The following is a 13528-nucleotide window of genomic DNA, read 5'->3' as shown; positions in this document are numbered from 1 at the left end:
GGCTAGGTCCGCAGCGAACGCAGGCCCGCACGCACTTCCTCGACGAAGGATTGCGGTTGTTCCCAGGCGGCGAAATGCCCGCCCTTCGGCACGCGGTTGTAATGGATCAGTTTCGGATACGCCTTCTCCGCCCAGCTGCGCGGCGTGGGATACAACTCGTCGGGGAACACGGTGATGGCGGTGGGCACCTTGACGTTCTTGATGTCGAAGAAGCCGGACTTGTTTTCCCAGTAGAGCTTCGCACCCGACACGAAGGTGTTCGTCAGCCAGGTGATCGTGATGTTGTCCAGGATGTCGTCGCGGCTCAAGCCTTCGCTCTGCCCGTCGAACACGCGCGCGATCAGGCGATAACTGCGTTGGTCGTGGTCGAGGAAATACGCGGCCAGGCCGATGGGCGAATCGGCTTGTCCATACAGGGTCTGCGGCCGCAGGCCCATCTGGAAGGCATAGCCGATGCCCTTGGTGTACATGAAGTGCAAGCGGTCCCATGCCGCCTGTTCGTCTTCGGACATGTTCGCCGGCGGCGCACCGCCGGTCGCGAGCGCGCCTGAAATCTCGGGCGGCAGGATGCCGGGCATGTTCGAGTGGATGCCGAGCAAACCCGCCGGCGCTTGCGCGCCCATGAAGTCGGTGATCAGCGCGCCCCAATCGCCGCCTTGCGCAACGTACTTGTCGTAGCCCAGGCGCTTCATCAACACGTCCCAGGCCATCGCGATGTGCGCCGGATCCCAGCCGGCCTTGCTCGGCCGTTCGGAGAAGCCGTAGCCGGGGATCGAGGGAATCACGACGTGGAACGCATCGTCGGCAGAACCGCCGTGCGCGGTCGGATCGGTCAGCGGCTCGATGATCTTGATCTGTTCGACGATCGAGCCCGGCCAACCGTGCGTGATGATGATCGGCAGCGCGTTGGCATGCTTGGACTTGACGTGGATGAAGTGGATGTCGAGCCCGTCGATGTTGGTGATGAATTGCGGGAACGCATCCAGCCGCGCTTCGATCTTGCGCCAGTCGTAGCTATCGGCCCAATACTTCGCCAGCGCCTGCATCGTCGCCAGTTGCACGCCCTGCGTGTCGTCGTCGACGGTTTCCTTCTCCGGCCAGCGCGTGGATTTGATACGGCGCTTCAGGTCGGCAAGGTCGGTATCCGATGCCTTGAAATGGAAGGGGCGGATGCCGGTGGGCGAACCGGCATTCGTGGTTTCAGCATGCTGTGCCATGACACGGGACCTTTCGTGGGGGAAAGTCCATCGATCACAGCAGAGTCGTTGCGCGCGGGCGATTGCACTTTGGTATCGGGCGGGCGTAAGCGCCGCCGCTTCATGCGCGCTTGGGCAACTTCCACTCCGGGCGGATGACGTGGCAGGTGTAGCCGGTCGGATAGTGCTGCAGGTAATCCTGGTGCTCGGGTTCGGCTTCCCAGAACGGGCCGGCCTGTGACACTTCGGTGACCACCTTGCCGGGCCACAGGCCCGAGGCGTCGACGTCGGCGATGGTGTCTTCGGCGACCGCCTTCTGCTGCGCGTCGCGATAGAAGATCGCCGACCGATAGCTGCTGCCGACATCGTTGCCCTGCCGGTTCATCGTGCTCGGGTCGTGGATCTGGAAGAAGAACTCCAGGATGTTGCGATAGCTCGTCTTTTCGGGATCGAAGGTGATCTCGATGGCCTCGGCATGCGTGCCGTGGTTGCGGTAGGTGGCGTTGGGCACGTCGCCGCCGCTGTAACCCACGCGCGTGCTCACGATGCCCGGCTGGCGCCGGATCAGATCCTGCATTCCCCAGAAGCAGCCGCCTGCCAGGATCGCGGTTTCGGTGGTCATGTTGCATTCCTCCATCAGGTGCCGGCGTTAGATGGGGGTCCCAACAACAATTGCCAATACCCGACGTCGAGCCAGGCGCCCTGCTTGAAACCGACCTCGTCGAACTGGGCGACCTTTCGGAACCCCAGGCGCTCGTGCAGCGCGATGCTGGCGGGATTGGGCAGCAGGATGCCGCCGATGACCGCATGGATCCCGCGCGCTCGCAAGGCCTCGATCAGCGCCGAATACACCACCACGCCGATGCCCTGCCCCGCGCGCGCGGCGTCGACGTACACGGTCGACTCCACCGAAAAACGATAGGCCTTGCGGCTGCCCTTCCACGGCATGGCGTACGCGTAAGCGACGAGGTCTTCGCCGTGCAGCGCAACGAGCCACGGAAGTTCGGCCCCCTGCACGTCGCCGATGCGCCGCGCGATCTCCCCGGGCGCCACCGGATCGAATTCGAACGTCACGGCGGGCATGGCGACGTAATGGTTGTACAAGGCTGCGATCGCGGTGCAATCGCTTTGGCGGGCATCCCGGACTTCGATGTTCACGTGCCGCGCTCTCCCCAGGGTCCCGTCGATTCTGCCAGCACGGGCGCCGGCCCGCTCCGGTCACGCCGGCTTAACCGCGGCTGTTCCCAGATGATCACCCCTCCGCTGCGAAACCGTGGCCATGGACACCTCGCTCCGTCTCCGCACGCTGGCCGCCGTCTTCGCGCTCGCCCTCGCCCTCCCCGCGGCGGCCTCCGAGTCGAACAAATGGCGCCTGCAATTCAGCGGCAGCGCGAATGCCGATGGGGAAATCGAACTCGTGCTCACGCCGAAGGGCGCCGAAGCGACGCACGTGATCGTCGCGATCCCGAAGGGCACGGGCGAAAACCGCGCCGCGAAGATGGTGGTCGAGGCGATCCGCAAGCAGTTCGGCGACGCAATGTACAAGTCCGAAGTCGACGACGGCGAAGACGTGCTGGTGAAGGCGCGGCGCGGCACGCCGGATTTCCAAGTCGTCATCCAGCGCAACACGACGGGCCTGCGGATCAGTCCCGACAAGGAGTGAGGCTCAGGCCATCACCGCGATCGGATCGTCGGAGAAGAAGCCGCACACGCCGAGCGCCAGCAGCCGATCGCGTTCGGCGCGATCGTTGACCGTATAGGCCACCACGCGAAAGCCTGCGTCGCGCCATGCATCGAATACCGCAGGATCCGCGCGCCGATCCAGGCCCGCCCAACGCACGCCCGCATCGCGCGCGGCTTGCAGCCCGTCGTCGCGTGCGGTGAGGAACATCGCCGGATAGCCGGCAGCGACCGCCGGTAACAGATCCTCGAGTGCGAAGGCTTGCACGAGCGCCTGCGTCGGCGGAATCGACGCGTCCTGCAACGCTTCGACCAAGGCCGCGCCACTGCCCGGCGCCTTGGCTTCGGGCACGAAGACCGCGCGGCCGCGGAATTCAGTGAGTACGTCCGCGAACAAGGGCGGCGCGACGGTCGACGCAAACCCGGGAAACGGGCGCGCGCGCAATCGACGAAACGTCGCGACATCGAATTGCGCGACCTGCCCGTTGCCCAGCGTCGTGCGGTCCACCGTCGCATCGTGGATCACCACCAGCGTGTCGTCGGCCAGCACGCGCACGTCCTGCTCGAGCACGCGCAAGCCGCTCGCCCAGGCGGCGCGATACGCTTCGAGTGTGTTTTCCGGCGCGAGTGCCGCCGCCCCGCGATGGGCGATCCACAGCGGCGCATGCGGGTTTGCGGCATCCAGCGAAGGCAGCGTTTCCATCGCGCCAGACTAGGCGAACGCTTCTCCCATCGCCACCGACGCCGCTCGGTCCACCAGGCGCAGCAGGCCACCGCGCCTTGGTGCGTACCACGCGAAGTACAGCGCCTTGAGGCTGAAGTCGTGCTGCGCTTCCAGCAACGGCGCCAGGCACGAAGCCGCGCGGCCTTCGCCGATATGCACGCAGCCCATCGAAATCCGACCGGCCAGGCGACGCACCTCGGCCCATTCGCCGCCGGCGGCGGCATGTTCCAGGGCAAGCAGTTCGCGCACCGTCGTGCGATGGAATGCCGCCAGGATGCGGCGCGTGCGCGCCGCGTCGTCGTCCAACCAACGTGTCAGTTCGGCGAATCCGCCGTCGATGCCGTCGACCATGGACCCACGTTACGCAGGATGCGGCGTGCAGCGAAAGAGGAGAACCTCCCCTTCCGTGCACGGCCGATCCCGCGTGCGGACGTGAGCGACCGCGATGTCAGAGCCGCAGCTCGACGCCCGCGTACAAGCCACGCCCATCGCCCGGCAACACATGGCGCCCATCGATACCGCGCGCATCGGCGATCACGTTCGTGCCGGCGATCCAACGTTTGTCGAACACGTTGCGCAGGTCGGCGAACCAGGTCCAACGCGCGCCGAGGTCGCCGCCGATGCGCAGGTTCCAGACCGTCGCGCCTTTCGCACGCAACGAATTGGCATGATCGATCCACGTCGCGTCGTTCCATTCCACGCCCGGCACGATGTGGAAACGCGCGACCGGCGCATAGCGCACTTCCGCGCGCACCTGCTGGCGCGGCACGCCGGCCAGCGCGTTGTCGCCGTAGCGCGGATCATTGTCGAAGCGGAAGTCGTTGAACAGATACTGCAGGCTCGTGCGCCAGCGCGACGTCCAATCCCATGCGCCGCCCAATTCGATGCCCTGGTGCAGGGTGCGATCGGCGTTGGTCGTGCCGAGCGGATTGCCGTTGGCATCGTTGAGCGCGAGCAACTCGTCGTCGACGCGTGCCCGATACAGCGCCACGTCCAGCCAACCTTGCGCCTGCTGCAGGCGCGTGCCGACTTCCAGCGTCGTCGCCTTCTGCATGTCGACCTGCGTGACACCCGGTCCGCCAGTGAGCTCGCCGAAACTCGGCGGCTCCAGGCTGCGGCTGATGTTCGCGAAGACCTGCGCATGCGCGTTCAACTGCGCACGCACGCCGAGCTTCGGGCTCACGCCCGAGTACGTCGCCTCGAAACTCTCGTCGCGCCCGCCGGTGATCAACTGGTCGTTCGAACGGCGCACCGCGTGCAAGCCTTGCGCGCCAAGCGAGACGATCCAACGTTGATCGATGGCCAGCTGCTGTTCGACATACGCAACGCTGTCGCGTGCATGCTGGTCGAACGCATTCGTCGGCGCGCCCGCGCTTCCCGCGACATTGACGAAGCGATCGTCCTGCAGCGATCCATTGACCGTCCGCACCCCGGCGATCAGCGTCGCCGCATGTCCGCCCCAATCCGACGCATGCCGCCAGCGCAGGTCGACGCCCACGTCGCGCGAGTCCTGTTCGAGCACCTGGAAGATCGGATGGTGCAATCGCTTGTCGGCCACCGACAGCGACAACGCGACCTGGTCGTCCGCATCCGGCGACCAGGCCAGCTTGCCGGCGAGGCGTTCGAGGGTGAAGTCGCGCCGCTGGTCCATCGCCACGTTGGCCGGTGCGGCCAGCGTGGGGTCGCGTTCGTATTCGGCGAAGGTCAGGTTGCCGGGCAACTGCGAGCGCGTATCGACCTTGGTGAAATACAGGCGACCATCGAGCGTGTCGCTGAACCGGTAACCGGCGTTGCCGAAGAACCGATAGGTTTCCTGCACCGCGTGTTCGCGATAGCCGTCCTGCGAGGTGCCGGTCAGCGTCGCGTAACCGTCGGCGCGGCCGTCGACGCCCGCCGCGGCGAGTTGGCCGCGACGGAAGTCGAATGCACCGGCTTCGGCGCGCGCGGTGAAAGGCGCGGCGTCGTAGCCGGTCGGCGAAACGAAATCGATCGCGCCGCCGAGCGTCGCCGCGCCGTATTCGAGCGCATTCCCGCCGCGATAGACGGTGATGTAGCGCGCGGCGAGCGGTTCGATGGCCTGCATGTCGAAACTGCCGTCGGCCAGGTTGATCGGCGTGCCGTCCTGCAACACCACCAGGCCGCGGCCATGGAAGGTGCGCTGCAGGCCCGAGCCGCGGATCGAGACGCGCGCTTCATCGGCGCCGAAACGCGGTTGCACGAACACGCCGGGCGCGAAGCCCAGTGCGTCGACGAGCGTGCCGGCGCGTCGGTCGCGATAGGACTCTCCGTCGATCACCGCGGTGCCGCCGGCGCGTTCGTTCGCCTTGCGGCGTGCGGCGGACAGATCGTCGACGGTGCGGATCGGGCGCGTGCCGAGCACGGTCACGGCATCGAGTTGTTCGGGCGTGCGTTGCGGCACGACCGGTTCGCCCGCCTGCGCCGGTGCGCAGGCAAGCAGGAGCGTGGACGCGAGCGCGACGCCAGGGGGCGCCGCGCGTCGCGCGGAATACGAAACGGACATCGGGTGCTCTCCTGAGCAGCAAGAACGGCGCATCCCGCCGGTGGCGGACGCGCGATCGAAGGTTGCGTGGTGTCAGGAGAAGTCGGGCGGCCCGCGCGATCCCAGGCCGTTGGGATGGCGGAAATGGGGTGGCGCCGCCGCATCGACCTGCGCCGGGGCAACCGGCGCGAGCGCGGCCACGCCCACCAGCACGGGCGCCTTGGCACCCACCATCGATTGCAGCAGCGGGCAGTAATCGCAATCGCCGTCGCCGTGGTGCGGCGCAGCCGGCACGCTCGGCGCTTCGTGGTGCATCGCGCCGGCCATCGCCGACATCGCGTGGACGTGATGGGCCTGCGCCGCGTGGTGCGCCTGGTGGAGGCGCCCGGCGACCGGCACCAGCAGCAACGCGAAGGTCGCCACCAGCGCGAGGCGGTGCATCAGGCGGTGGAAGGCAGGCGCACGCATCACGGCGCGCATTCTACCGGCGCTCAGGGGTGCGCGGGCGAGCGCGGGCGGCGGATGCGCTGGCGATTGCTGCGCAGCGCGGAGACGCCCTTCGGGATCGGCTCCTGCGGCCCGCGATTGCGTTCGCGCGAGAAGGCGACGATGCGATCGCGACCGCGCGACTTGGCGAGATAGCACATCTCGTCGGCGCGATAGAGCAATTCGTAGGCGCTGAGCTTCGCGTCGGCGAATTCCAGCTGCCCGATGCTCGCGCCGATGCGGAACACCTCGCCCTGCCATTCGAAGGGATAGGCGGCGATCGCACGCCGCACCTTTTCGGCGACGTAGCTGGCCTGCTCGGCCGCCGCATCCTCCAGCAGGATCGCGAACTCATCGCCGCCCAGGCGGGCGAGCGCGTCGGATTCGCGCAACTGGCTGCGCAACAGCTTGGCGAGTTGGCGCAGCAGTTCATCGCCGGCCGCGTGGCCGGCGGTGTCGTTCACCGGCTTGAAGTGATCCAGGTCGAAGTACAGCAGCGCGTGGCGCGAGCCGTTTTCCTTCGCGCTCTGCACGGCGCGGCGCAAGCGCGATTCGAAGGCGCGGCGGTTGGGAAGGCCCGTCAACGGATCGTGGTGCGCCTGGTGGGTGAGCTCGTCGGTCAGTCGTTTGGCGGCGGTGACGTTGCGGAAGGTCACCACCGAGCCGAGCACCTTGCGCTGCTCGTCGATGATCGGCGAGACATTGCCGTCGACCAGGACCACGTGGCCGTCGCGGCGGCGCAGCATCGTGAAGTGCCAATCCGATTCGGGCGACAGCGGATCCATGCCATTGCCGTGCTCATCCACGAATCGCACCACGTCGCCCAGCGGCCGTTCGAGCGATTCGGGCTCGGTCCAGCCGGTGAGGTGGGCGGCGACCGGGTTGAGCAGCGTGATCTTCCCGTCGAGGTCGATGATCACCACCGCGTCGGAAATCGCGCGCAAGGCCGCGACCGCGAACCGGCTTTGCTGCCGGCAGGTCTTCAGTTCGCGCTCAAGGCGCGCGGTGGCCGCATCCTGCGGCGGGTCTTGCGATACGTCCACGGTCGGGGGAAGGGGCTGTGGGTATCGCAGCGTATGGGGCTTACTGCAAAGGTCAGGTGACGTTCATTCGCGTGAGGTCGCGGTTTCCTTCACGCCTTGCGCATTCAGGAAATCGCCGGCCCCCATGACCTTCGGTATATGCGCCGTTGCGGCCTTCGGGCGCCATGATGGCGTCCCTTCGACCGGAGAGCCCCGCCCCATGCAGCACCGCATCGGCTGGATCCTGACCACCGCCCTGATCGTCGGCTGCAACGCGCAGCCGCCGGCCGACAAGGCGGGCACGCAACCTGCATCGGCAAGCACCGCCACCGCGAACGCGGCGCCCACCATCGGCATCGACCTTGCCGGCATCGACAAGTCGGTCAAGCCGGGCGACGACTTCGAGGAATACGCCAACGGTGCGTGGCGCAAGAAGACCGAAATCCCCGGCGACCGCGCGAGCATCGGCACCGGCTTCTACGTTTACGAACTCTCCGAAAAGCGCACGCGCGACCTGATCCAGAACGCGGGCAAGTCCAACCCCGCCGCCGGGAGCGACGCGCGCAAGATCGCCGACTACTACGCCGCCTACATGGACGAGGCGACGATCGAGAAGCGCGGCCTGCAGGCCATCGATCCGGACCTGAAGGCCATCGATGCCATCGCCGATACCAAGGCGCTTTCGGCCGCACTCGGCGGCCAGGTCCGCGCCGACACCGATCCGCTGAACTCCACCAACTTCGATACCGAACACCTGTTCGGCGTCTTCGTCTCGCAACCGCTCGACAAGGCCGGCACGCAGGTGCCCTACCTGATGCAGGGCGGCCTGGGCATGCCCAACCGCGAGTACTACCTCGCCAAGGACATGGGCGACAAGCGCACCGCGTACCTGGCTTACATCGAAAAAATCCTCACCGCCTCCGGCACGCCGGATGCGAAGGCCAAGGCGAAGGCCATCTTCGATCTGGAAACGAAGATCGCCAACGCGCACGCCGACGTGGTCGAAAGCGGCGACGTGCACAAGGCCAACAACCCCTGGCCGATGGCCGATTACGCCAAGCGCGCGCCGGGCATCGACTGGACGGCGTTCTTCGACGCGGCCGGCCTGTCGGGCCAGCCGATCGTGCTCGCCTGGCAGCCCGGTGCGATCGCCAAGCTCTCCGCGCTGGTGAAGAGCGAACCGCTGCAGACCTGGAAGGATTACCTGCGCTTCCACACCATCAACCACGGCGCGGGCCTTCTGCCGCAGGCGTATGCCGAAGCGGCGTTCGACTTCTACGGCCGCCAGTTGTCGGGCACCGAGAAGCAGACCGATCGCTGGAAGCGCGGCATCGGTTCGACGAGCAACGCGCTCGGCGACGCGGTCGGGCAGGTGTACGTCAAGGAATATTTCCCGGCCTCGTCCAAGGCGCAGGTCGAGGACATGGTGAAGAACATCGTCGCCGCCTTCGACGAACGCCTGACCAAGCTGGACTGGATGCAGCCGGCGACGAAGGAAAAGGCGCGCACCAAGGTCAAGCAGATGCAGGTGGCCGTGGGCTACCCGGAAACCTGGCGCGATTTCGGTTCGCTGGAGATCAAGCCCGATGATGCGCTGGGCAACTACCTGCGCGCGGAGAAGTTCGAATACCAGCACCAGCTCTCCAAGCTCAGCAAGCCGCTGGATCGCCGCGAGTGGTGGATGACGCCGCAGACGGTCAACGCGGTGAACCTGCCCTTGCAGAACGCGCTGAACTTCCCCGCCGCGATCCTCGAGGCACCGTTCTTCTCGCCGAAGGCCGACGCCGCCGCCAACTATGGTTCGATCGGCGCGGTGATCGGGCACGAGATCAGCCACAGCTTCGACAACACGGGCGCGGAGTTCGACGCCGACGGCACGCTGCGCAACTGGTGGACCAAGGAAGACATGGACCACTTCAAGAAGGCGGCCGCCGCACTGGCCGCGCAGTACGACGCGTACGAACCGCTGCCGGGCGTGCATCTGAACGGCAACCAGGTGCTCGGCGAAAACATCGCCGACGTCGCGGGCCTGAGCGCCGCGCATGCGGCGTATCGCAAGTCGCTCAACGGCAAGGAAGCGCCGGTGATCGATGGGCTGACCGGCGACCAGCGCTTCTTCCTCGCCTTCGCGCAGGCCTGGCGTGCGAAGACGCGCGATGCCGCGCTGCGCGCCCAGATCATCGGCGATGGTCATTCGCCGGCGCGTTACCGCGCGCTGACGGTGCGCAACCTGGATCCGTGGTACCAGGCCTTCGACGTGAAGGACGGCAAGATGTACCTCGCACCCGACAAGCGCGTGCAGGTTTACTGAGAAGCGCGATCCTCACGCATGCGACACCGACGGGCCGCCTCGCGCGGCCCGTCGTTGTTCTGGCGTGAGCGAAAACCGGCTTTGTTGACCGTTGGTCTCCCGTTGAGTCGCATTCGCTCCACGCGGCGTTGACTCAGCAGGCACGAAGGTGGCTTCAACGCATCGCGATGGTGCGCGCCGGGGGAACAACCAGGTGCCGGACTGATGGACCGGAGGACGCGCCCGCTCGAAGTCCTGATGGTCGAGGACTCGCCGGCCGACGCCGAGCTGATCCTGCGCGCCATGCGCGATCTCGGCGTGCCGATCCGGCACCGCCGCGTGACGAACGCCGCGGCGTTGCGCAAGGCGCTTGCACAAACCACGCCCGACATCATCCTCAGCGACTTCGCCCTGCCCGGCTTCAGCGGCCAGGACGCGCTGAAGATCGCCAAGGACCTCGCGCACGACACGCCGTTCCTGTTCGTCTCCGGAACCATCGGCGAGGAACACGCGATCGAGGCACTGAAGTTCGGCGCCGACGACTATGTGTTGAAGGACAACCTGCGCCGCCTGCCGTCGGCGATGGACCGCGCGATCCGCGCCGCCGACGAGCGCGCCGAACGCGTCCGCATCTCCGCGGCGCTACGCGAGAGCGAGGAGCGTTTCCGCAGCATCGTCGAATCGAGCCTGGACTGGATCTGGGAGATCGACCGCGAGGGCGTGATCGTCTACAGCAACGATGCAGTGCGCGACATCCTCGGTTATTCGGCGCAGGAATTGATCGGCCGCAACATGCTCACGTTGATGGCGCCTGCGACCCGTGCCGCCGTGGAGACGCTGATCCCGCAATACCTGGTCGGCTCGGGCCGCTGGCGGCGTCGCAACATGACCTTCCTGCATCGCGACGGTAGCGAACGCGTGCTGATCAGCAATGCGCGTTCGGTCCACGACGACGGCGTAACCGTGCTGGGCTTCCGCGGCACGCATCGCGACGACACGCAGCGCATCGCGCAGGACCGGAAGATCCGCAAGCTCGTGCGCATCCACTCGGTGCTCGGCGCATTCGGCGCGCAGGTCCTGCGCGCCGCCGACCGGCGGCAACTCCTGGATCGCGCGTGCGAAATCTCGGTGGAACAGGGCGGGTTCCGCGCGGCCTTCATCGTCGAACGCGCCGACGGCCATCTGCGCTTCGTCGCGCGTTGCGGCGCGCCCGACGCGGTGGCGACGATCGCCCACGACAACCCCATTTCGCTGGCGAACGAAGGCCACCAGCGCGCCGAGTATCCCGGCGTGCGTGCGATGCGCGAAGGCCGCACGGTCGCGATCCAGGACCTGGGCGATCCGCGCCTGCCCGAGCCCCTGCGCAAGACCATGCAGGCCGCGGGCGTGTGTTCGGAAATCGCGCTCCCGCTCGGGAACCCGGCCTGGGGCGTGATGCTGTTGTTCTCCGAGCTCGCGCAACGCACCGACGAGGAAGAGACTGAGTTGCTCGCGCGACTGGCGGGCGATATCGCGCACGCCGCCGAATTCCTCGACAAGAGCGAGCGGCTCGAATACCTCGCTTACCACAATCCGGTCACGGGCCTGCCCAATCGCGCGGAACTGCGCGAACGCCTGCCCGGCATGCTGCGCGCATCGGGGCCGCTCGCCGTCGCCGTGCTCGACGTGCAGGGCATCGGGCGCATCAACGAATCGCGCGGGCGCGAATACGGCGATGCCCTGTTGAAGCAGGTCGGGCAGTCGCTCGCGCGCATCGATCCCTCGGGACTGGTCGCGCATCCCGAATCCGACAAGTTCACCGTGGCCTGGCCCGCCGATCGCGACGACCTGCAGGCCGCCGCCGCGCGCCTGGACCGCTTCCTGCACGAACTGAGCCAGCAACCGGTCGTGGTCGACGGCGAATCGGTGTACGTGACGATGTCCGCGGGCCTCGCGTTGTCGCCCTTGCATGGCCAGGACGGCGAATCGCTCGAACGCAGCGCACTGGCCGCACTGGCCGAGGCGAAGAAGCGTCGCGCGCGCGTGCTGCCCTTCACCGAAGACCTGCGCGGCCGCGCGGCGCGCCGGCTCGAACTCGAACGCGATTTGCGCAACGCGATCGAGGACAACCAGTTCACGCTGTGGTTCCAACCGAAATTCAACACCGCGACGCAACGCCTGCTCGGCGCCGAAGCCCTGCTGCGCTGGCGCCTGCCGGATGGCGCGATCGTCGGCCCCGCCGATTTCATTCCTGTGCTCGAGGAAACCGGATTGATCGTGCCGGTCGGGCGCTGGGTGCTCAAGCGCGCGATCGCGACCGCCGCGCGCTGGCGCCAACATCATCCGAGCATCCGCATCGCGGTGAACCTTTCGGCGCGCGAATTGCGGAGCGCGGATTTCCTCGAAGCCTACGCCGCCATCCTCGGCCCGCATTCGGCCGAACAGGCGATCGACATCGAAGTCACCGAAAGCCTGTTGATGGACGATGTCGACCGCAGCACGCACCTGCTGGACCGTTTGCGCGAACTGGGATGCCGTGTCGCCATCGACGACTTCGGCACGGGCTATTCCTCGCTCAATTACCTGGCGCGCCTGCCGGCCGACGAGATCAAGATCGACCGCAGCTTCATCGCGCTGCTGACGCAGTCGCCCGAAACGATGGGCCTGGTGACCAACATCATCACCCTCGCCCACTCGCTGTCGCTGCAGGTCGTCGCCGAAGGCGTGGAGGAAGAGGACCAGGCCAAGCTGCTGCGCCTGCTGCGCTGCGATGCGATGCAGGGCTATCTGCTCGGCAAGCCGATGTCCGAACAGGACTTCACCGCGCGGTTTTTCGATTGAACTTGCGTCAAGAAAAAGGCCGCCTTTCGGCGGCCCTTTTCGCATCGCTCCAGGCGATCAACCGCCCGACTGCTGCTCCACCGGCACCAGCGTGATCTCCACGCGGCGATTCTGCGCGCGGCCCGACTCGGTGTCGTTGCTCGCGATCGGACGCGTTTCGCCCGCGCCGACGACGATCATGCGCTGCTGCAGCACGCCGTGCGAACCCAGGTAACCGGCGACCGAATTCGCGCGACGTTCCGAGAGCGCCTGGTTGTACTGGTCGGTGCCGACGCTGTCGGTATGACCCGCGATTTCCACGACGGTCTTGTTGTATTGCGTCAGCGTCTGCGACACCTTGTCGAGCACGCCGCCGAATTCCGGCTTCAGCGTCGAACTGTTGAAGTCGAAGGTGATGCCGCTGGGCATGTTGAGCGTGATGTTGTCGCCCTGGCGCACGACATCCACGCCGGTGCCGGCCATGTCGCGGCGCAGCGCGGCTTCCTGCTTGTCCTGGTAAGCGCCGACGGCGCCACCGGCGAGTGCACCGACGCCCGCGCCGACAAGCGCGTGCTGGCGGCGTTCGACCGCATCGTCGCCTGTCAGCAAACCCGCCGCCACGCCGATCGCGGCGCCGATCAACGCGCCACGCTGCGTGCGGTTGGGATCGTCGGGGGCATTGGTCTGGCCGGTGTAGGAGGCGCAACCGGAGGCGGTCAACGCGAGGCCTGCGGCCACGAAACCGGCGATCATCGAAATCTTCATTCTGTGCAGCTCCTTGCTTGGGGGACGTCCGCTGAATACGGGCGCCAAGCTAAGCAGAGCTGCGTG

At 66.9% G+C, this 13528-nt stretch carries 12 protein-coding genes; 3 read left to right on the top strand and 9 right to left on the bottom strand.

Annotated elements, in window-relative coordinates:
* Nucleotides 1–2: 2 nt before the first annotated feature.
* From AC1DOM_RS08200 to AC1DOM_RS08190, 3 genes are all read right to left on the bottom strand, one after another.
* Entirely contained in the window at nucleotides 3–1217 is a 1215-nt protein-coding gene (locus AC1DOM_RS08200; protein WP_498962093.1) for an epoxide hydrolase family protein, read from the bottom strand.
* A gap of 100 nt (nucleotides 1218–1317) precedes the next feature.
* Nucleotides 1318–1818, bottom strand: a complete 501-nt coding sequence (gene msrA / locus AC1DOM_RS08195; protein ID WP_498962091.1) for a peptide-methionine (S)-S-oxide reductase MsrA — start codon at nucleotides 1816–1818, stop codon at nucleotides 1318–1320.
* A gap of 14 nt (nucleotides 1819–1832) precedes the next feature.
* Complete coding sequence (locus tag AC1DOM_RS08190; protein WP_498962089.1) at nucleotides 1833–2354, bottom strand: GNAT family N-acetyltransferase; 522 nt, start codon at nucleotides 2352–2354, stop codon at nucleotides 1833–1835.
* A gap of 121 nt (nucleotides 2355–2475) precedes the next feature.
* Here AC1DOM_RS08190 and AC1DOM_RS08185 point away from each other — a divergent pair, with 121 nt between their 5' ends.
* Nucleotides 2476–2859 (top strand): hypothetical protein, encoded by a 384-nt coding sequence (locus tag AC1DOM_RS08185; RefSeq protein WP_498962087.1) that lies wholly within the window; start codon nucleotides 2476–2478, stop codon nucleotides 2857–2859.
* Between the two features lie 3 nt (nucleotides 2860–2862).
* Here AC1DOM_RS08185 and AC1DOM_RS08180 read toward each other — a convergent pair whose 3' ends face one another.
* The 5 genes from AC1DOM_RS08180 to AC1DOM_RS08160 all read right to left on the bottom strand — a co-directional run bounded on the left by AC1DOM_RS08180 (nucleotide 2863) and on the right by AC1DOM_RS08160 (nucleotide 7629).
* Entirely contained in the window at nucleotides 2863–3579 is a 717-nt protein-coding gene (locus AC1DOM_RS08180; RefSeq protein ID WP_498962085.1) for a glycerophosphodiester phosphodiesterase, read from the bottom strand.
* A gap of 9 nt (nucleotides 3580–3588) precedes the next feature.
* Complete coding sequence (locus tag AC1DOM_RS08175; RefSeq protein WP_498962083.1) at nucleotides 3589–3951, bottom strand: hypothetical protein; 363 nt, start codon at nucleotides 3949–3951, stop codon at nucleotides 3589–3591.
* A gap of 97 nt (nucleotides 3952–4048) precedes the next feature.
* Nucleotides 4049–6121 carry a TonB-dependent receptor family protein gene (locus tag AC1DOM_RS08170; protein ID WP_498962081.1) on the bottom strand — a complete coding sequence of 691 codons (2073 nt, stop codon included), beginning with the start codon at nucleotides 6119–6121 and terminating at the stop codon, nucleotides 4049–4051.
* Nucleotides 6122–6193: 72 nt separating this feature from the next.
* Nucleotides 6194–6568 carry a DUF2946 family protein gene (locus tag AC1DOM_RS08165; RefSeq protein ID WP_498962079.1) on the bottom strand — a complete coding sequence of 125 codons (375 nt, stop codon included), beginning with the start codon at nucleotides 6566–6568 and terminating at the stop codon, nucleotides 6194–6196.
* A 23-nt stretch (nucleotides 6569–6591) separates the two neighbouring features.
* Complete coding sequence (locus tag AC1DOM_RS08160) at nucleotides 6592–7629, bottom strand: diguanylate cyclase (RefSeq protein WP_498962077.1); 1038 nt, start codon at nucleotides 7627–7629, stop codon at nucleotides 6592–6594.
* 199 nt (nucleotides 7630–7828) lie between these two features.
* On the opposite strand from AC1DOM_RS08160, the gene AC1DOM_RS08155 reads away from it, so the two are divergent.
* Both AC1DOM_RS08155 and AC1DOM_RS08150 read left to right on the top strand, forming a co-directional pair.
* Nucleotides 7829–9919 carry a M13 family metallopeptidase gene (locus AC1DOM_RS08155; protein ID WP_498962075.1) on the top strand — a complete coding sequence of 697 codons (2091 nt, stop codon included), beginning with the start codon at nucleotides 7829–7831 and terminating at the stop codon, nucleotides 9917–9919.
* Between the two features lie 204 nt (nucleotides 9920–10123).
* Entirely contained in the window at nucleotides 10124–12718 is a 2595-nt protein-coding gene (locus tag AC1DOM_RS08150) for a sensor domain-containing protein (RefSeq protein ID WP_498962073.1), read from the top strand.
* A gap of 57 nt (nucleotides 12719–12775) precedes the next feature.
* On the opposite strand, the gene AC1DOM_RS08145 is transcribed toward AC1DOM_RS08150, so the two are convergent.
* Nucleotides 12776–13462, bottom strand: coding sequence for a YiaD family glycine zipper/OmpA-like lipoprotein (locus AC1DOM_RS08145; protein WP_498962071.1), 687 nt, complete (start codon nucleotides 13460–13462; stop codon nucleotides 12776–12778).
* Between the last annotated feature and the right edge of the window lie 66 nt (nucleotides 13463–13528).

The organism is Lysobacter sp. P5_B12 (assembly GCF_056400425.1).
This window is presented reverse-complemented; position numbering and strand designations above follow the sequence as displayed.